Below are 17,982 nucleotides of genomic sequence, written 5' to 3'. Positions count from 1 at the left end.
GAAGGCCCACCAAAACGGGCACGCAAACTTAAAACGGAGAGGAATTAGACATGACGACAAGACGTAAGTTTCTGAAAACCGCCGGTGTTGGCGTTGCGGCCGCACCTCTGGCAGCGCCGGCCTTGGCGCAGAACACGATTACGTGGCGTATGCAAACCTATGCGGGGCCGGCACTGGCCGAACACGTGATTGATCCAGCCATCAAAATGTTCAACCAGATCGCAGGCGACCGCATGCAGATCGAGCTTTTCTATGCCGACCAGTTGGTACCCACCGGAGAGCTTTTCCGTGCCATGCAGAAAGGCACCATCGATGCGGTTCAGTCGGACGACGACTCCATGGCCTCTCCGACCGAAGTTACGGTGTTTGGCGGATACTTCCCCTTTGCGTCGCGCTACTCGCTGGATGTGCCCGTTCTGTTCAACCAGTACGGTTTGAACGAGATCTGGGATGAGGAATATTCCAAGGTCGGCGTCAAACATATCAGCGCAGGCGCCTGGGATCCCTGCCACTTTGCCACCAAGGACCCGATCAACTCGCTGGCCGATCTTCAGGGCAAACGCATCTTCACCTTCCCCACCGCGGGCCGGTTCCTCAGCCAGTTCGGCGTGGTTCCCGTCACCCTGCCTTGGGAAGATATCGAAGTCGCGGTGCAGACCGGCGAACTGGACGGTATCGCATGGTCCGGCATCACCGAGGATTACACCGTCGGCTGGGCGGACGTGACCAATTACTTCCTGACCAACAACGTCTCGGGTGCATGGGCCGGTCACTTCTTTGCCAACATGGATCGCTGGAACGAACTGCCCGAGGATCTGCAGACCCTCTTTAAAGTGTGTTGCGATCAGTCGCACTACTATCGCCAATGGTGGTATTGGGGCGGTGAAGCCAGCCTGCGGGTCAACGGCGACAAGCTGAAACTGACGACGATCCCGGATGAGGAATGGGCGCAAGTCGAACAGGCTGCCGTGAAGTTCTGGGACGAGATCGCGGCCGAAAGCCCAACCAAGGCGAAGGTGGTCGATATCTTCAAGAAATACAACGAAGTCATGCAACAGGCCGGACGGCCTTACCGCTACGGCTAAGAAACGCGCAATCCCGACGCGAGGCTTCCGGCTCGCGTCGGGATTGGACAACAGGAACCAACGCCTCTTATGCTGATGATCTTTCAGAAAGCAAAAACCAAAGCCCGGAAGCTCTTATGCGCTTCCCGGGTTTTCGAGGTGTAGATAGATGGCCATCGCAAGTTTCTTGATTGAAATTTTTGCAGCGACCATGTTGTTGCTCTTTGCCGTGCGATTGGTGCGCACCGGGATCGAGCGGCGGTTTGGCGCCTTGTTTCAATCTATCCTGACGCAGCACTCCAACAGCTATGTCGCAGGTGGTGCCGGGATGGTACTGGCCGCGATCCTGCAAAGCTCGGCTGCGGTCGCGGTGTTGCTGACCGGATTTGCTGCCGCAGGGATGGTCAGCTTCGGCATGGCTCTGGCGGGCGTTCTGGGGGCCGATGTCGGCTCGGCGCTGGTCATTCAGGTCTTGTCATACGATCTGGGCTGGCTGCAGCCGGTGTTGTTGGGGCTGGGCGGCTGGTTGTATCTCAAGTCGGACCGGGCGAACGTGCGCCTGATGGGGCGGATCATCGTGGGGATCGCGTTCATCCTGATTTCGCTGCAGTTTCTGCGCGATGCGGTTGAACCCATCCGCGAAAGCGCCTTTTTGCCCGCAATCGCGGGCTATCTCGAAAGCGACTACCTCAGCGCCTTCATCGTTGGTGCGGTTCTGGCCTTTGTCATGCACAGCTCGGTCGCGACGATCCTGATGTGCGTCACACTTGTCCAGATCGGAGCAATCCCGTTTGCGGCCGGGCTTTCATTGGTTCTCGGAGCCAATCTGGGTTCGGCATTCATTCCGATGTGGCTGACGCGAGATATGACGATCCCGGCCAAACGAATACCGCTGGCCAACCTGGTCCTGCGCGGCAGTGCCGCTTTGCTGGTGCTTCTCGCCGTCAACCTGACGGGTGCAGAACAGATGCTGATGGTGGCCAGCGCTGGGCAGTCTCTGATCCTGGCTCACATCGGTTTCAACTTTGCGGTCTTTCTTCTGGCCACCGGCTTTGTCACATGGATGGAACGACCCATGTCGTTGATCCTGCCTGAACAGAAGGTCGAGAAAAATTCGCTTGATCAGTTTTCGGGCGCCCTCAGCCCGCTAGACGACCCCACTGCCTCGGGTGCCAGCGTCGCGATGTCGTCGGTACGCCACGAATTGCTGCAGATGGTTACGCAGGTCGAACGGATGTTCCGACCCGTTCTGGATATCTACGAAAAAGATGACAGTGATGCGATCTCGGCCCTTTGGCAGCAGGACGAGAGGGTCAATGCGCAACTGACTGAGATTCGCCGGTATGTCGCCCGGATGCCACGCCAGAACATGAGCAAGGCACAAATCAAGACTGCACGCGGGCTGGTGGAATATGCCATCCGTCTGGAAGCGGCGGGCGATGTGGTTTCGAACAACATGACTCGCATGGCCCAGATCAAGCACACGGACCGTACCGAGTTTTCAGCGCAGGGCTGGAAAGAGTTGAAAGATCTGCACGACAGGATACTCGACAGCTTTTCGTTGGCCCGACATGTTCTGCTGGTTGACGATGTGGACTGCGCCCGGAGGTTGGTGCTGGACAAGGCCGAAGTCAAACGATTGTCACGCAACAGTCGCAAAGCGCATCTGAAGCGCCTGGAGCGCGGCCAGACCGAGAGTTTCGAAACCAGTGATCTCCATCTGGAAACGCTGCGTGCCATGCGGGATCTGCACGGGCACGTGGCGGCAATAGCTTATCCGATCCTGTATCGGAGCGGACAGGTACTGGAAACTCGTCTGGTTATGGAGTTGGAACAAGAAGCGGCCGAAGATTGACGGTGAACAGGGAAAACCGAGACCGGGATAGCTCGGGTGAAAAGGGATGAATGCGATGGGCAAGGACGCAGTGCTGGCCGATTTGAAGGCCAAAATTGATGCCGGATTGGTTGATACGGTATTGGTCTGCATGGTCGATATGCAGGGGCGCTTGATGGGCAAGCGGTTTCATGCAGGCCATTTTGTGGCAGGCGCGTGGGAGGAGACGCATTGTTGTAATTATCTGCTGGCGACGGATCTGGAGATGGGAACGCCCGACGGCTATGCCTCGACCAGTTGGGAGCGGGGTTATGGTGATTATGTCATGAAGCCCGATCTGAGCACGTTGCGTCCGGTGCCCTGGCTTGAGGGCACGGTGATGGTGATGTGCGACGTGCTGGATCACCGCACGCATAAGGAAGTGCCGCATGCGCCCCGGTCCATACTGAAACGCCAGGTCAACCGCCTGAAAGCCATGGGCTATGAGGCGATGTGCGCGACCGAGCTGGAGTTTTTCCTGTTCGAAAAGAGTTTTGACCAGATCCGCAAGGAGGGGTTCCGCGATCTGGAGCCGATTTCGGGCTATAACGAGGATTACCACATCCTGCAGACCACCAAGGAAGAGCATGTGATGCGGCCGATCCGCAATCATCTGTGGGATGCGGGGATTCCGGTCGAGAACTCGAAGGGGGAGGCCGAGACCGGGCAGGAAGAGCTGAACATCAAGTATGCGCCGGCTATGGATACGGCCGAGTATCACTCGATCGCCAAGAACGCGGTGAAAGAGATTGCCTGGCAGCACGGCCATGCTGCGACCTTCCTGCCGAAATGGCACCATGACAAGGTGGGAAGTTCCAGCCATGTGCATCAGTCGCTCTGGGCCGATGGTCAGCCCGCGTTTTATGACGCAGAGGATGAGCTGGGCATGTCGGCGCTGATGAAAAGCTACATGGCGGGGCTTCTGAAATACGCCGCCGATTACACCTATTTCATGGCGTCCTACATCAACAGCTATAAGCGGTTCATGAAGGGCACCTTTGCGCCGACGCGGATCATCTGGTCGGTGGACAACAGGACTGCGGGGTTCCGCCTGTGCGGAGATGGCACCAAGGCGGTGCGGGTGGAGTGCCGGATTCCGGGTTCGGACATGAACCCCTATCTGGCGATGGCCGGGATGCTGGCGGCCGGGATAGCTGGGATCGAAGAAAAGCTTGAACTGCAGCCGCCCACTAAAGGCGATGTCTACCAAGGCGATACTGGGATGATCCCCGGCAACCTGCGCGCGGCACGGGATGCGCTGCACGGGTCAGAGATGCTGCGCGCGGCCCTGGGCGATGAGGTTGTCGATCACTATACCCGTGCCGCCGAGGTCGAGATCGAAGAGTTTGAGCGCGTGGTGACGGATTGGGAAGTGGCCCGCGGGTTCGAGCGGGCTTGAGGAGGCGGGAGCGAGGGGCCAGCCCCTCGCGCTCCCCGGGATATTTTTGGCCAGATGAAGCAGGGATCCTGTTTTCTTTGAAGATGGAGTGGACATGGGGCAGGTGTTGAAATGCATCTCGCCGATTGACGGATCGGTTTATGCGGAACGTGAGGTTTTGTCTCGGGATGAGGCCTTCGCGGCGGCTGAACGGGCGGGGGCGGCGCAGGCGAATTGGGCGGCGCGCCCGTTGCGGGAGCGTATTGATCTTGTGATGGCGGGTGTGGCCGAGGTTGGCGCGATGAATGACGAGATCGTGCCGGAACTGGCCCATATGATGGGTCGGCCGGTGCGTTATGGCGGTGAGTTCGGCGGCTTCAACGAGCGCGCCAGCCACATGGCCGAGATTGCGGAAGACGCGCTGGCCGATATCGCGGTGGGCGAGGATGCGACCTTCAGGCGTTATATCAAGCGCATTCCGCATGGTGTAGTATTTGTGGTGGCGCCATGGAACTACCCTTACATGACGGCGATCAACACGGTGGCGCCGGCGCTGATTGCGGGCAATACGGTGATCCTGAAACATGCCACGCAGACCCTGCTGGTGGGCGAGCGCATGGCGCAGGCCTTCCATGCGGCGGGGGTGCCGGAGGACGTGTTTCAGAACGTTTTCCTGAACCATGACGTGACCAATGACCTGATCGCGGGCAACGCGTTCGACTTCGTGAACTTCACCGGCTCGGTCGGCGGCGGTCAGGCGATGGAGCGCGCTGCGGCGGGCACTTTTACAGGTGTTGGGACCGAGCTGGGCGGCAAGGACCCGGGCTATGTCATGGAGGATGCCGATCTGGATGCGGCGGTTGATACGCTGATCGACGGGGCGATGTTCAACGCGGGCCAGTGCTGCTGCGGGATCGAGCGGATCTATGTGCATGAGAGCCTCTACGATGACTTCGTCGCCAGGGCGGTCGAGATCGTGAAGGGCTATAAGCTGGGCAATCCACTGGAGGCGGGGACCGCCATGGGCCCGATGGCCAATGTGCGCTTTGCCGACGAGGTGCGGGCGCAGATTGCCGAGGCTGTCGAGGCGGGGGCCGTGACCCATATCGACACCTTCCCCGAGGATGATGGCGGCGCCTATCTGACGCCGCAGATTCTGACAGGCGTCACCCATGACATGCGGGTGATGCGGGACGAGAGCTTTGGTCCGGTGGTCGGCATCATGAAAGTGTCTTCGGATGACGAGGCGATTGCGTTGATGAATGACAGCGAATTTGGCCTGACCGCCTCGCTCTGGACCCGCGACTTGGATCGCGCGGCGCGGGTGGGTGACGCCATCGAAACCGGCACCGTGTTCCTGAACCGCGCCGATTACTTGGACCCCGGCCTGTGCTGGACCGGTTGCAAGAATACCGGGCGGGGCGGCGGTCTGTCGGTCATCGGCTATCACAACCTGACACGTCCAAAGTCATATCACCTGAAAAAGGTGACTGGCTGAGGATACCCGCCCGTCCCGTTCTCCTCCCTCGCCGGGACGGGCCCGAACATTGAGAGAAAGTAAGACATGAGCCTTGTTGGAAACTGGTCTTATCCGACCGCAATCAAATTCGGCGCCGGTCGTATCCGGGAACTGCCCGACGCCTGTGTGGCTGCCGGGATGAAAAGGCCTTTGCTGGTCACGGACAAGGGGCTGGCCGATCTGCCGATCGCCACCGCGACGCTGGATATCATGGAGGCCGCCGGTCTGGGCCGCGGCCTGTTCAGTGACGTGGATCCGAACCCCAACGAACGGAACCTCGATGCAGGCGTCGCGGCCTATAACGCGGGCGGCCATGACGGGGTAATCGCCTTTGGCGGCGGCTCGGGGCTGGACCTGGGCAAGATGGTGGCCTTCATGGCCGGCCAGACGCGGCCGGTCTGGGATTTTGAGGATATCGGCGACTGGTGGACCCGCGCTGATGCCGACGCCATCGCGCCGATCATCGCGGTGCCGACCACGGCCGGAACCGGGTCCGAAGTCGGCCGCGCCAGCGTCATCACCAATTCCGAGACCCATGCCAAGAAGATCATCTTCCACCCCAAGGTGCTGCCAACGGTGGTGATTTGCGACCCGGAACTGACCGTGGGGATGCCGAAGTTCATTACCGCCGGCACCGGTCTGGATGCGTTCGCCCATTGCGTCGAGGCGTTTTCCAGCCCGCATTACCACCCGATGAGCCAGGGCATCGCGCTGGAGGGGATGCGCCTGGTCATGGAATACCTGCCGCGCGCCTATGCCGACGGCACCGATATCGAGGCCCGCGCCCAGATGATGAGCGCCGCAGCCATGGGCGCCACTGCCTTCCAGAAGGGCCTCGGCGCCATCCACGCCATGAGCCACCCCGTCGGCGCACACTTCAACACCCATCACGGCACCACCAACGCCGTCTGCATGCCCGCCGTGCTGGAGTTCAACGCCCCGGCCATCGCCGACCGCTTTCGGTCCGCCGCTGCCTATCTGGGCATCGACGGCGGCTTCGATGGCTTCCGCGCCTTCGTGCAGGAGTTCAACGACAGCCTCGGCATCCCCCGCAAACTGTCCGATCTGGGCGTCACCGAGGCCGCAATCCCCGACCTCGTCCAGGGCGCAATCATCGATCCCTCATGCGGCGGAAACCCAATCGAACTCAACCAAAACAACCTCACAATCCTGTTCAAAGCCGCATTGTGATCTCTTTCGCAGTATGCAAGTAACGCGACCGGCCCGCCCTGCGGGCCGGTTTTCCCTTCAAGAGAGGCTTGGAAGTGACCCTGTTTGTCATTGCCATCATTTTGACGGCAGCGTTGCTGCATGCGGTGTGGAACGCGATTGTAAAAACAGCAGCCGACCGGACGACCACTCTGGGGCTGGTTGCGTTGGGTCAGGTCATTCCGGCAACGGCCATGATCCTGCTTCTACCGCTGCCCAGCGCCGAGAGCTTTCCCTACATCCTGATCTCAACTGTGGTTCACTTCGGTTATTATTACATGCTTGGCAAGGCTTATCAGCATGGAGACCTCAGCGTCGTTTACCCCATCGCCCGTGGCGTTGTGCCCGCTTTGGTGTCTTTGTGGGCCATGGCGCTGGTCGGCGAAGTGCTGCCTTTGCAGGCCTGGGGCGGGATCGCGTTGATTGCGTTGGGTATTCAGCTTAGCAGCTGGAAAGCGTTGCGGTCTGGTGTGGGGCTGTGGGCCTTTGGATTCGCACTTGGTACCGGGTTCTGTATTTCGATCTACTCGGTTGTAGACGGTATTGGTGTACGGATCTCCGGCAACACGCTCAGCTACTGGGCGTGGGGGGCGTTTCTGCACCTGTTCATTGCAGGGTTCATCGGTATCCGGAAGAGGAGCACCCTGGCCGCGCTTCCTGCCAAAGCGTGGATAGTGGGCATTCTGGGCGGTTTGGTGTCGATGACGGCCTACGGCCTCGTGCTTTATGCCAAGAACTTCGCCCCGTTGGGCGCGGTCTCGGCGCTCAGGGAAACATCGGTCATTTTTGCGGCGCTCATCGGGTTCGTTTTCCTGAAAGAGGGCTACTGGGTGCGACGGTTGGGTGCCGCCGTATTGATGGCGGTTGGCGTCGCCCTGATCGGCATGGCTGTGTGAAACCAGCGGCCTTGCCGCTTGCGCCGTTCGTCTCGCATAGTGGATGCGACAGATGAAGGAGCGTATTTCATGACCAAAGAGATTGTTCTGATCCACGGGGCCTTTGCCGGACCTTGGTGCATGGAGGATTATGCGACGTTTTTCCGCGACCGGGGCTGGACGGTGCACACGCCTGCACTGCGCTATCATGGCGGAGACTCCAAGGCGGAACCCGATCCGGGTCTGACTGACACCAGCGTTCTGGATTATGCCGATGACATCGCGGAATTCGTGCAGCGGCTGGACAGCAAACCGGTCATCCTCGGCCACGCTATTGCAGGCGTGGTGGCGCAACAGGTGGCGTCGCGCGGGTTGGCCTGCGCCATCGTTCTGATCAACCCGAACGCGCCGTGGGGCACCTTGCCAGAAACCGACGACGAACGCGCCATTCCGCGCGCGCTGATGGAGGGTGGGGCGTTCTGGAAACAGCCCATGCGGGTCGAGTTCGACCTGATGGCCCCCTTTGCGCTGAACAAAATGCCCGAAACGCAGCAGCATGAGGTGTTCGACCAGTTGGGTGCCGAAAGCGGGAAGGTGATGTTCGAGATGTTCTTTTGGATGTTCGACGACAATCACGCGATGAAGGTCGATATCGACAAGATCGACTGTCCGGTGCTGGTCGTTTCAAGGACCGAGGATCGGGCGGTGAACCCCAACACCTGCCGCGCGTTGGCAAAACTCTACGGAGACCGCGCGACCTTCATGCCCGTGGAAGACCACGCGCATTTCCTGTTCATGGAGCCCGGCTGGGAAGGCCCGGCCGGACAGATCGCGGACTGGTTAGATCAGAAGGTGGGCTAAGGCCGCCAACCGGGGTCAGTTATTGGTCGAGAAGGTGCTCTGCGGCTTCCATTTCAGGGTGCCATCACTGTCACGATGACAGCGTAACAGGCGTTCTTGTATCGTGCGGACCGTCTCGGTGACCGTGTTGTCACCGGTCAGAAGGACAAATGAATCTTCAGAATAAGCCATGCCTTCGTAATAGCAGAACCGAGACTCTGCGCCGTCCGGAATGGGCGATGCGGTGCTGAGCATCTGCTGCGCGGGGGCTTGTGCGGCCAGCAAGGCAAAGGCCAGCCCGAGGGTTAATGTTTTCATGTCGTCCTCCCGTTCGAAAATCTGTGTTCGTTCAAATTGGGTCTTGGACGCTCGGAACCTCAAATGTCGTTCTTGGATGACGGTTAGAGGGTAAGTGTGAACGAGATCAACGGGTTAGGCAAGGGGGGCATGGGGGAGGCTTATGGAAGCGTCCTGCGCTATTTCACCAATGCTTGATGCAAAGCATCAAGCACACGCCCGTCCCGCCCCCATGGGCGGGCGTGTTCCGCTCCTACTCACGCGATGGTCGCGAGGTTCGAGTAGTAGTTGAAATTGACATTTACACCCATCGTCCAATAGTGGATTTTCCAATCGTTAGTAGAAAGCCTAAGAAACGTTAAACAATAAGGGTTTAGTATGAATTTCTTGTTCAATGGGATTTTTGCGATTGGATTATTTTTCGGTATATGCGTTGTTCTCGGGTTTGAGTTTCTCACAGACTTTTTTGGCGATTCAATCGAACCTTCTGAAACAGTAATCGCCACAATGCTAGGTGCAGCAATTGCTCTCGCCGGAACCTTATTGACGATTTATGCGGCCCGTGAAGAACGATTAGAGCGTGAACGCGATCTAAATGAGGTTCGCGTTCTAGAAATACACTCGAAGATATTTTCAATTCTAGAAGATTTAACAAAGGCTTACCGGCATATTTACTCTGGTGACCCTCGGGGAATAATGATGACGGTCACCTCTGAAGCCGGTGAGCTCATTCAAATACATCAGCCGATAGAGAACCCCTCGGACGGGATCGCGTTCACGTTTGAAGAAACTGCTACAGTGACTAGGTTAAAACAACCGTGGATGTTTAATCTGTTGAACAACCTTCAGGGAGCTTCTGCGCAATTGAATTTCCTAATGACGGCGCATCTTCGTGAAGTGAAAGTGCTTCAACAGTCTGTAGCCGAAAACGGAGATGTGAGGGTTTCCGGTAGGATGATTTCTACGGAAACAAGACCGGATCCTATGCAACTATTGCGCGTGCAAGACATTGAAAGCCACCTACGAAGATTATTATCTCAAGCGCTTCCAGAGGCTAGTGCCGGACATCAAAAAGTAGTCGATTACCTAAAAGATGAGTTCAAGATATCGTTGAACATAGAGTTCGATACTGAGCTTTCAGGCAGTCTGTACGCGGATGACTCTTGATAACCAACTCAAACATCCAGCTCCTCCACAAACCGCGCGTTCTCCTGAATGTATTGGAACCGCAGTTCGGGTTTTTTACCCATAAGGCGCTCGACCAGATCGCCGGTCTCGCCGGGTTCGTCCTCGTCGATGGTGACCCGGATCAATTTTCGGGATGCGGGGTCCATTGTGGTCTCTTTCAAGTCCTTGGCATCCATCTCACCCAGACCCTTGAAGCGGGACACGTCGATCTTGCCCTTGCCGCCCAGACCTTTCTCAAGCCATTCGTCGCGCTCGACCTCGTCCAGACAGTAGACGCGCTTGGCCCCTTGCGTCAGGCGGTAGAGGGGCGGGCATGCCAGATACAGGTGTCCCGAGTCTATCATCGGGCGCATCTGAGTAAAGAAGAACGTCATCAGCAGCGCCGCGATATGCGCCCCGTCCACGTCCGCGTCGGTCATGATGATGACCTTGTCATAGCGCAGGTCATCGACGTTGAACTTGGTGCCAAGCCCCACACCCAGAGCCTGTGTCAGATCGTTAATCTCGGCGTTGGTGCCCAGTTTCGAACTGGCCGCGCCCAGCACGTTCAGGATCTTGCCACGCAGGGGCAGCAGGGCCTGTGTCTTGCGATCCCGACCCATTTTGGCGGAGCCGCCCGCCGAGTCGCCCTCGACGATGAATAATTCCGTGCCGTCGCGTGTTGAACTGGAACAGTCCACCAGCTTGCCGGGAAGACGAAGTTTCTTAGTGGCGGACTTGCGTTGTGTTTCCTTCTCGGCCCGTCGGCGCAGGCGTTCCTCAGCCCGCAGGATGAGGAAGTCCAGAATGGCGCCGGCGGATTTCGTGTCCGCGGCCAGCCAGTTGTCGAAATGGTCGCGGACCGAGTTTTCGACCAGCCGTTGCGCCTCGACCGTGGCCAGACGGTCTTTGGTCTGGCCGACGAATTCCGGTTCAGAGATGAAACACGACACCAGCGCGCAGCCACCGGTGATCAGGTCGTCGCGCGTGATCTGACCCGCTTTCTTGTTGTTGATCAGCTCGCCATAGGCCTTGATCCCCTTGAGGACGGCGGCCCAGAACCCGGCGACATGGGTGCCGCCTTCGGGGGTGGGGACGGTGTTGCAGTAAGACTGGATGAATCCGTCGCGCGAAGGCGTCCAGTTGATCGCCCATTCGACCTTGCCGGGGGTGCCGAATTTCTCGTTGAAGTCCACGGTGCCGGCAAAGGGTTGCTCGGCATATGTCGAAGAGCCGTTCATCGTCTCTTTCAGGTAATCCGACAGGCCGCCGGGGAAATGGAAGGACGCCTCGGTCGGCGTCTCACCGTCGTCGATGGCGGATTTCCAGCGGATTTCGACGCCCGAGAACAGGTAGGCCTTGGAGCGGATGGATTTGAACAGGCGGGCGGGCTTGAACCGGTGATGGCCGAAGATTTCTTCGTCTGCATGGAAGGTAACAGTTGTGCCGCGCCGGTTGGGGGCCGCACCGACTTTTTCCACGGGGCCCAGCGGGATACCGCGAGAAAACCGTTGTTCAAAAAGCTGCTTGTCGCGCGCCACCTGCACGACCATCGAATCCGACAGAGCATTCACCACTGAGGCGCCAACACCGTGCAGACCGCCCGAGGTCTGATAGGCTTTGCCCGAGAATTTACCGCCCGCGTGCAAGGTGCACAGGATCACCTCCAGCGCCGATTTGTCCGGGAACTTTGGGTGCGGGTCGATCGGGATGCCGCGCCCGTTGTCGCGCACGGTCAGGGCGTAATCGGCGTGCAGCTCGACCTCAATCCGGTTGGCGTGACCGGCGACCGCTTCGTCCATCGAGTTGTCGAGGATTTCGGCGACCATATGGTGCAAAGCGCGCTCATCCGTGCCGCCGATATACATACCGGGGCGTTTGCGGACAGGTTCCAGACCTTCAAGCACCTCGATCGAGGAGGCGTCATAGGTCGTTGTGGCAGGTGCGCTCAACAGATCTTCGGGCATGGGTGCTGCTCTTGTTTTCGGGTTTTCCCCATTATGGCAGGTGATGTGGTTCGGGGGAAGAGGGGGGCGAAGTGTTGTGTGCTCCTTAACGCATTCAATTGTTTTACACGCTCAATGATACTAAGCTGACGAAGTCGAATAGATGGCACCAACTGGCCGGAACCACGTCTTTTCCCGCATCAATCGGGTTTCTCTGCCGTGAATCGGGCGCCTCCCACACGGTGTCGCTGAACATCGTCGACAAATCGCGCGTACATGTCGATGAACCCTTTTCCTTTGGAGGGGTTTCCCGCCCGTTCCGCCTCGGCATCCAGCTCTCGGTACATGTGAAGGCGTTCAGCCAGAATCGTACCCCAAGGTTGGGTAAGATCATCCGTCGAAATAACAGTAAAGCCCGCCTGTTCAAGCAATGCTTGGTAGTCCGGGATGTTGTGCAGGGTCTGGCAGGCAAAGCGGGCGCGGTATTCTTCGACCTCTTCGTCCGGCAATGGGCTGTGCATCACCCAGTCGGTAAACGAAAACCGGGCGCCAGGGCGAAGGACCCTGAAGACTTCCTGCAATGCGCGCGAAGTATCCGGAATATGCAAGAACGATTCCTGACTGACCGCGGCATCAAAGCTTGAAGCGTCAAAGGGCAACTCCATTGCGCTGCCTTGAACGGGATGAACTTTTTTCTGTAAGCCTACAAGATTGTTCAGTTCTTCCGCCCCGGCGACGCGGTTCGGGCTAAGGTCCAGCCCGGTCACGTCAACTCCACGTTCGGCCGCATACCATCGCGCTGGGCCGCATAGACCGGCGCAAACATCGAGCACGTGGTCGCCCGGTTTCATACCGGTGTTGTCCGCCAGACATGCATTAGCATTCAGCCCATCATAGTGGTCCTGATCGAAGGGATAGAGATCGGCTGGATGTACGTTTTCCAGCGAACCCCTGCTATTTTGAAGTTTGGTCAAGATATGTGGGGCTGAAATCGGGTGGTTTGCGTACCACGCTGCGACGTCGTTTTCTTTTGCGTCCATGGGAAATCCATCTCTTTTGAATTCAAGAAGCTTACTTCCCCGGGGCTTGCCGTCAATTATGCGCGTTCAGAATTGCCTCGAACAACAAAAAGATCGCCCCTAGGGTGAGTTTCAACGTAACCATCAGGCGAGAACTCGATGAGCTGGATCAAAACCATTCCGTTCGAAGTGGCAACGGGCAAGCTGAGAAAGCTTTACGGGCGGATCACGGGGCCGGGTAACAATGTAGACAATATCATGATGGCGCATTCTCTGCGTCCTCATTCGATGGAAGGGCACATGGCGCTGTACAAGAATGTGCTGCACCACTCGGCCAACACGATCCCGAAGTGGTTTCTCGAAACCCTTGGCGTCTGGGTCAGTTCACTGAACCGCTGCGGTTATTGTGTCGAGCATCATTTCAACGGGCTGCAGCGCTTGTTGGGGGATAAGCCGCGAGGTGACGCCATCCGCGCAGCGATCGAGACATGCGACCCTGAAACCGCCCCGTTGAACTCAGCGCAGATCGCAGCCATGAAATATGCACAAATTCTGACCGAGGCTCCGGCGGAGTTGACGGAACGCGACGTGGCCGCATTGCGGGATGCTGGCTGGGATGATGGTGAGATCCTGGAGATCAACCAGGTTTGTGCCTATTTCGCGTATGCCAACAGAACTGTATTGGGGTTGGGGTGTTCGACCGAGGGAGACATTCTTGGGCTATCGCCCAACAACTCGGACAATCCTGATGATTGGGGACACCGTTGAACGGCTGTCCTGTGGCGCAACGAACCGACCTGTCTTAGGGTTCGAATGAGGGTGCGGACCCGGGCATTCAGCGCAAACGCATACCGAGTTTCCCACAGTTTGGAACTCAATTTGCAGGCAGTCCTGAAGCCGGGCGATCAAACCGACTGTTCGGTGGCGGCAGTAGAAATCTGTTACCTCTGTTTGGTACGTGGAGTGGGCAGTTGAATTGCTCTGACATTCCGTATTCAAAAGTCTCACTTTGAAATAAATCAGTTCCTCTCTTGTTTCTGGCGCGGGCCGAGCCTAAGGCTGGCGGAATGAGGAAAGTGATGACATATCCCGCCCATTTTCGCGCCATTGCGGTGTTGGGTTTGCCGCTGATCGGCGGGCACCTTGCGCAGTTTGCGATCGGGTTGACCGATACCGTCATGCTGGGATGGTACGGAGTCGAGGCGCTGGCCGCAGTGACGCTGGCCAGCAGCTATTACTTTGTACTTTTCCTGTTTGGCGCAGGGTTCGGCTGGGCCGTCATGCCGATGGTCGCCACCGCTGCCGCCGAAGAAGATGAGACCAGTATCCGACGCTCAACGCGCATGGGACTGTGGTTGTCGCTGATCTACGCGACCGTGATGATGCCCCTTCTGTGGTGGTCCTATCCGGTTCTGATAGCGTTGAAGCAGGAACCGCAAGTGGCTGAAACTGCTTCCGAATACCTTCGCATCGCCGGGTGGGGGCTGTTCCCGGCATTGCTGGTCATGGTTCTGAAATCCTATCTGGCGGCATTGGAGCGGACGCAGATCGTTTTATGGATCACGGTTCTGGCCGCGGTGGTAAACGGTATCACGAACTACGCCCTGATCTTTGGTAATTGGGGCGCCCCCGAATTGGGCGTTACCGGTGCGGCCATTGCGTCGGTCGTAACACAACTCGTTTCGCTGATTTGTGTCGTGGTTTATGCGGTCCGGGCATTGCCCGAGCACAGCCTGTTCCAGCGCTTCTGGCGTCCGGATTGGGAGATGTTCTTCAGCGTTCTGCGGCTTGGCGTTCCCATCGGGTTGACGACTTTGGCCGAAGTATCACTGTTTGCTACCTCCGCTGTCATGATGGGCTGGCTGGGGCAGGTGCCGCTGGCCGCGCACGGAATCGCGCTGAACCTCGCCTCAGCCACGTTCATGGTGCATTTGGGTTTGTCAAACGTGGCAACGATCCGGGCTGGCAATGCTTTGGGCCGCAGGGACCGGGCGCATCTGGAAAAAGGAGCGATCGCTGTGACGGGCATGTCGCTGGTGATGTCTTTTGTTGCGATCGTGCTGTTCCTGACCTGCGCCGAGCCATTGATTTCACTGTTCATCGAATCCGATGATCCACAGCGTCCGCAGATCGTTGCGATTGGTACGGGCCTGTTGGCAATGGCGGCCCTGTTCCAACTTGTGGACGGTGCTCAGGTCATTGCATTGGGTCTGCTGCGCGGGTTGCAGGACGCAAAGATACCAATGGTAATGGCTGCGCTCAGCTATTGGGTCGTGGGTATTCCGGCCTCGTATTTCTTTGGGTTCATCCAGGGAATGGATGGGATCGGAGTCTGGCTGGGTCTTGTGCTTGGTCTCGCCTTTGCAGCAGTCCTGCTTATGGCCCGTTTTTGGTTGAGGTCAGTTCGCGAAGTTCCTGTTCCCGCGGAATAATTTACTCTCTTGCGACTCGATCCGCTTTTTTGCGCACCAGCACTGTGCGCAAGTCATGCATTGCCATCAGCAGCCGGTCGGTCACCTCCTCAAGCTCTTGGTCCGAGGCTTTGGATTGCGCCCATTGGGCTGTCTGGTTCAGGTGATCCACCGTGCGATGAATGTCGTCGATGCTGCGCTGCGCCAACAACGTTTTGCGTTCGTCCATCCAACGAGCAATTTCGGCCGTCTCATCGTCATTCAGAACGTGCTGCCCATGGGGTTTTACTTCGCCGTTGCGGACGTTCACAACGGCGATTTGCTTCATTTCAATCCGCTGTTGGCGGTTTTCAGTATCGACCCTGAACACGACCGCGCCATTCTCGCGCACGCGGAAATAATATTCTGGCAGTTCTGCAGTCATGTGGTCCTCCGGATTCAGGTCAGCGAAGCACAAAACTTCTGTATGCGGGTGCAGGCTTCTTTCAACGCCTCGTCCGAGGTCGCGTAGCTGACCCGGAAATTGGGTGACAAACCAAAAGCCGCGCCAAAGACGACTGCCACGTCAGCCTCTTCCAATAAGGCGTTGGCGAAGGTTTCATCCGTATCGATGACGGTCCCTGCGGGTGTCGTCTTGCCGATCAGACCAGCGATCGAAGGGTAGACATAAAACGCGCCTTCGGGCGTTGGGCAGGTGATGCCGTCAATCCGGCTCAGCATGTCGACCACCAGATCGCGGCGGCGTTTGAAAATCTCGGCATTCGGGGCCAGAAAGGCCTGCGTACCATTCAGCGCCTCGACCGCGGCCCATTGGCTGACCGAGCAGGGGTTCGAGGTGGATTGCGACTGGATCTTGCGCATTGCCGCGATGATCTCGACCGGACCAGCCGCGTAGCCAATGCGCCAACCCGTCATCGCATAGGCCTTGGACACGCCATTGCAGGTGAGCGTTCGGTCATAGAGTCCGGGTTCAATCTCGGCGGGCGTGCAGAATTCGAAACCGTCATAGGCCAGATGCTCATACATATCGTCGGACATGATCCAGACATGAGGGTGGCGCATCAGGACGTCCGTCAGGGCCTTCAACTCAGCGCGGCTGTATCCCGCACCAGTCGGGTTCGACGGCGAGTTGAAGATGAACCACTTGGTCTTCGGGGTGATCGCCGCTTCCAGTTGTTCGGCGGTCAGCTTGAAATTGTTGTCCAGAGTGGTCTCAACCACAACCGGTGTACCGCCTGCCAGCAAAACCATATCCGGATAACTGACCCAATATGGCGCAGGGATGATGACTTCGTCGCCGTCATTCATCGTTGCCATCAGAGCGTTGTACAATGTCTGCTTGCCGCCTGTCCCGACCGAGATCTGGGCCGGCGTGTAGTCCAAACCGTGATCCCGCTTCATCTTGGCACAGGCCGCCTGTTTCAGTTCGGGGATACCATCGGGGGCGGTGTACTTCGTTTTACCGGCGGCGATTGCCGCAACTGCTGCGTCCTTGATGTTTTGCGGCGTGTCAAAATCCGGCTCACCTGCGCTGAGCCCGATGACATCGCGACCCGCCGCCTTCAGTTCGCCTGCCTTTGCGGTCATGGCAATGGTCGGAGAGGGTTTGACGCGCGACAATGTCGCAGACAGGAAGGTCATGGCGGCCTCGGTTTGTAAGTTTGTCCGGACTGTCATAGGGTGCGCCCGAAATACGATCAAGTCATACAAGATACAGGTATAGGAGACCCCCAATGAACGACGAAACGGACTGGTTCGGACCGGACGCGGCGACATTCGGGGATCGTGTCGCCGGCGCGCGCGAGGCGACGGGAATGACACAGACCCAGCTGGCCCGCCGTCTCGGGGTCAAAAAGGCCACCGTTGCCGCGTGGGAGGACGATCTGTCCGAACCGCGCGCTAACAAACTGTCGATGATGGCCGGAATGCTCAACGTCTCGATCATGTGGCTGCTCACGGGCGAAGGAGAGGGGATGGACGCGCCTAACGCCTTGAGCGAGGCCAATACCGATCTGGCGCCTCTGGTTGCAGAGATGCGTGCCATTCGAGGGGAAATGCGCGCCAGTTCCGAACGGTTGGCGCGCGTCGAAAAGACTCTGCGTTTGAAGCTGGAAGAGACCGAATGACCGAGCCACGCGAAACCCGGATCAAGCGCATGAAGATGCGTTCGATGCGGCGCGGGATCAAGGAAATGGATCTGATCCTGTCGGCTTATGCCGACCGCAATCTGGCGGCGATGGATCCGGCCCAGTTGGAAGCCTACGATGCGTTGTTGCACGAAAACGATCAGGACCTCTATCAATGGGTCACTGGTCAGTCTGCTGCACCCGAACCCTTCGCGGATCTGATTGCCGACATAGCGCAAACCTTTCAAAAATAGCATA

17 protein-coding genes are annotated in these 17,982 nt (G+C 58.1%); 12 read left to right on the top strand and 5 right to left on the bottom strand.

All coding sequences use genetic code 11. The features are described 5' to 3' along the window. Nucleotides 1-50 precede the first annotated feature (50 nt). The 7 genes from AC2TDJ_RS12090 (at nucleotide 51) to AC2TDJ_RS12060 (ending at nucleotide 8,779) form a co-directional block, all read left to right on the top strand. Nucleotides 51-1,085, top strand: coding sequence for a TRAP transporter substrate-binding protein (locus tag AC2TDJ_RS12090; protein ID WP_480842509.1), 1,035 nt, complete (start codon nucleotides 51-53; stop codon nucleotides 1,083-1,085). Nucleotides 1,086-1,233: 148 nt separating this feature from the next. Beyond that, nucleotides 1,234-2,919, top strand: coding sequence for a Na/Pi cotransporter family protein (locus AC2TDJ_RS12085; RefSeq protein ID WP_480842507.1), 1,686 nt, complete (start codon nucleotides 1,234-1,236; stop codon nucleotides 2,917-2,919). Between the two features lie 55 nt (nucleotides 2,920-2,974). Continuing rightward, nucleotides 2,975-4,336 (top strand): glutamine synthetase family protein, encoded by a 1,362-nt coding sequence (locus tag AC2TDJ_RS12080; protein WP_480842505.1) that lies wholly within the window; start codon nucleotides 2,975-2,977, stop codon nucleotides 4,334-4,336. A gap of 94 nt (nucleotides 4,337-4,430) precedes the next feature. Further along, nucleotides 4,431-5,813, top strand: coding sequence for an aldehyde dehydrogenase family protein (locus AC2TDJ_RS12075; protein WP_480842503.1), 1,383 nt, complete (start codon nucleotides 4,431-4,433; stop codon nucleotides 5,811-5,813). 66 nt (nucleotides 5,814-5,879) lie between these two features. Further along, the gene (locus AC2TDJ_RS12070) at nucleotides 5,880-7,025 is read left to right on the top strand and encodes an iron-containing alcohol dehydrogenase (protein ID WP_480842501.1); all 1,146 of its coding nucleotides are present in this window, start codon (nucleotides 5,880-5,882) and stop codon (nucleotides 7,023-7,025) included. A gap of 74 nt (nucleotides 7,026-7,099) precedes the next feature. Beyond that, entirely contained in the window at nucleotides 7,100-7,939 is an 840-nt protein-coding gene (locus AC2TDJ_RS12065; RefSeq protein ID WP_480842499.1) for an EamA family transporter, read from the top strand. A 69-nt stretch (nucleotides 7,940-8,008) separates the two neighbouring features. After that, on the top strand, nucleotides 8,009-8,779 hold the full coding sequence (locus AC2TDJ_RS12060; RefSeq protein ID WP_480842497.1) for an alpha/beta hydrolase: 771 nt from the start codon (nucleotides 8,009-8,011) through the stop codon (nucleotides 8,777-8,779). 15 nt (nucleotides 8,780-8,794) lie between these two features. On the opposite strand, the gene AC2TDJ_RS12055 is transcribed toward AC2TDJ_RS12060, so the two are convergent. Further along, nucleotides 8,795-9,076, bottom strand: coding sequence for a hypothetical protein (locus AC2TDJ_RS12055; protein ID WP_480842495.1), 282 nt, complete (start codon nucleotides 9,074-9,076; stop codon nucleotides 8,795-8,797). A 357-nt stretch (nucleotides 9,077-9,433) separates the two neighbouring features. Here AC2TDJ_RS12055 and AC2TDJ_RS12050 point away from each other — a divergent pair, with 357 nt between their 5' ends. Beyond that, nucleotides 9,434-10,222 (top strand): hypothetical protein, encoded by a 789-nt coding sequence (locus tag AC2TDJ_RS12050; protein WP_480842493.1) that lies wholly within the window; start codon nucleotides 9,434-9,436, stop codon nucleotides 10,220-10,222. Between the two features lie 8 nt (nucleotides 10,223-10,230). On the opposite strand, the gene parE is transcribed toward AC2TDJ_RS12050, so the two are convergent. Next, a complete protein-coding gene (parE, locus tag AC2TDJ_RS12045) occupies nucleotides 10,231-12,189 on the bottom strand; it encodes a DNA topoisomerase IV subunit B (RefSeq protein WP_480842492.1) in 1,959 nt (652 codons plus the stop codon). Between the two features lie 179 nt (nucleotides 12,190-12,368). Beyond that, complete coding sequence (locus tag AC2TDJ_RS12040) at nucleotides 12,369-13,208, bottom strand: class I SAM-dependent methyltransferase (RefSeq protein ID WP_480842490.1); 840 nt, start codon at nucleotides 13,206-13,208, stop codon at nucleotides 12,369-12,371. A gap of 138 nt (nucleotides 13,209-13,346) precedes the next feature. On the opposite strand from AC2TDJ_RS12040, the gene AC2TDJ_RS12035 reads away from it, so the two are divergent. Beyond that, nucleotides 13,347-13,955 carry a carboxymuconolactone decarboxylase family protein gene (locus AC2TDJ_RS12035; protein WP_480842487.1) on the top strand — a complete coding sequence of 203 codons (609 nt, stop codon included), beginning with the start codon at nucleotides 13,347-13,349 and terminating at the stop codon, nucleotides 13,953-13,955. A gap of 311 nt (nucleotides 13,956-14,266) precedes the next feature. Then, nucleotides 14,267-15,619: an MATE family efflux transporter gene (locus tag AC2TDJ_RS12030; RefSeq protein WP_480842485.1), complete on the top strand. Its 1,353-nt coding sequence runs from the start codon at nucleotides 14,267-14,269 to the stop codon at nucleotides 15,617-15,619. Between the two features lies 1 nt (nucleotide 15,620). On the opposite strand, the gene AC2TDJ_RS12025 is transcribed toward AC2TDJ_RS12030, so the two are convergent. Both AC2TDJ_RS12025 and AC2TDJ_RS12020 read right to left on the bottom strand, forming a co-directional pair. Further along, nucleotides 15,621-16,022: a hypothetical protein gene (locus tag AC2TDJ_RS12025; protein ID WP_480842484.1), complete on the bottom strand. Its 402-nt coding sequence runs from the start codon at nucleotides 16,020-16,022 to the stop codon at nucleotides 15,621-15,623. Nucleotides 16,023-16,036: 14 nt separating this feature from the next. Further along, nucleotides 16,037-17,239: a pyridoxal phosphate-dependent aminotransferase gene (locus tag AC2TDJ_RS12020; RefSeq protein ID WP_480843030.1), complete on the bottom strand. Its 1,203-nt coding sequence runs from the start codon at nucleotides 17,237-17,239 to the stop codon at nucleotides 16,037-16,039. Between the two features lie 92 nt (nucleotides 17,240-17,331). On the opposite strand from AC2TDJ_RS12020, the gene AC2TDJ_RS12015 reads away from it, so the two are divergent. Both AC2TDJ_RS12015 and AC2TDJ_RS12010 read left to right on the top strand, forming a co-directional pair. After that, on the top strand, nucleotides 17,332-17,724 hold the full coding sequence (locus AC2TDJ_RS12015; RefSeq protein WP_480842482.1) for a helix-turn-helix domain-containing protein: 393 nt from the start codon (nucleotides 17,332-17,334) through the stop codon (nucleotides 17,722-17,724). Continuing rightward, a complete protein-coding gene (locus tag AC2TDJ_RS12010) occupies nucleotides 17,721-17,978 on the top strand; it encodes a succinate dehydrogenase assembly factor 2 (RefSeq protein ID WP_480842480.1) in 258 nt (85 codons plus the stop codon). The genes AC2TDJ_RS12015 and AC2TDJ_RS12010 overlap by 4 nt, the downstream gene beginning before the upstream one ends. Nucleotides 17,979-17,982: the final 4 nt, after the last annotated feature.

This window comes from Ruegeria sp. HKCCD6647-2, from assembly GCF_057221075.1.
The sequence above is the reverse complement of the archived record's forward strand: the minus strand, read 5'-3'. Positions and strand labels throughout refer to the sequence as shown.

Excerpts from the sequence above, each read along its gene's own strand:
- AC2TDJ_RS12090 (WP_480842509.1), top strand. The coding sequence starts at position 51 with ATGACGACAAGACGTAAGTTTCTGAAAACCGCCGGTGTTGGCGTTGCG.
- AC2TDJ_RS12085 (WP_480842507.1), top strand. The coding sequence starts at position 1,234 with ATGGCCATCGCAAGTTTCTTGATTGAAATTTTTGCAGCGACCATGTTG.
- AC2TDJ_RS12080 (WP_480842505.1), top strand. The coding sequence starts at position 2,975 with ATGGGCAAGGACGCAGTGCTGGCCGATTTGAAGGCCAAAATTGATGCC.
- AC2TDJ_RS12075 (WP_480842503.1), top strand. The coding sequence starts at position 4,431 with ATGGGGCAGGTGTTGAAATGCATCTCGCCGATTGACGGATCGGTTTAT.
- AC2TDJ_RS12070 (WP_480842501.1), top strand. The coding sequence starts at position 5,880 with ATGAGCCTTGTTGGAAACTGGTCTTATCCGACCGCAATCAAATTCGGC.
- AC2TDJ_RS12060 (WP_480842497.1), top strand. The coding sequence starts at position 8,009 with ATGACCAAAGAGATTGTTCTGATCCACGGGGCCTTTGCCGGACCTTGG.
- AC2TDJ_RS12055 (WP_480842495.1), bottom strand. The coding sequence starts at position 9,076 with ATGAAAACATTAACCCTCGGGCTGGCCTTTGCCTTGCTGGCCGCACAA.
- AC2TDJ_RS12050 (WP_480842493.1), top strand. The coding sequence starts at position 9,434 with ATGAATTTCTTGTTCAATGGGATTTTTGCGATTGGATTATTTTTCGGT.
- parE (WP_480842492.1), bottom strand. The coding sequence starts at position 12,189 with ATGCCCGAAGATCTGTTGAGCGCACCTGCCACAACGACCTATGACGCC.
- AC2TDJ_RS12040 (WP_480842490.1), bottom strand. The coding sequence starts at position 13,208 with ATGGACGCAAAAGAAAACGACGTCGCAGCGTGGTACGCAAACCACCCG.
- AC2TDJ_RS12035 (WP_480842487.1), top strand. The coding sequence starts at position 13,347 with ATGAGCTGGATCAAAACCATTCCGTTCGAAGTGGCAACGGGCAAGCTG.
- AC2TDJ_RS12030 (WP_480842485.1), top strand. The coding sequence starts at position 14,267 with ATGACATATCCCGCCCATTTTCGCGCCATTGCGGTGTTGGGTTTGCCG.
- AC2TDJ_RS12025 (WP_480842484.1), bottom strand. The coding sequence starts at position 16,022 with ATGACTGCAGAACTGCCAGAATATTATTTCCGCGTGCGCGAGAATGGC.
- AC2TDJ_RS12020 (WP_480843030.1), bottom strand. The coding sequence starts at position 17,239 with ATGACCTTCCTGTCTGCGACATTGTCGCGCGTCAAACCCTCTCCGACC.
- AC2TDJ_RS12015 (WP_480842482.1), top strand. The coding sequence starts at position 17,332 with ATGAACGACGAAACGGACTGGTTCGGACCGGACGCGGCGACATTCGGG.
- AC2TDJ_RS12010 (WP_480842480.1), top strand. The coding sequence starts at position 17,721 with ATGACCGAGCCACGCGAAACCCGGATCAAGCGCATGAAGATGCGTTCG.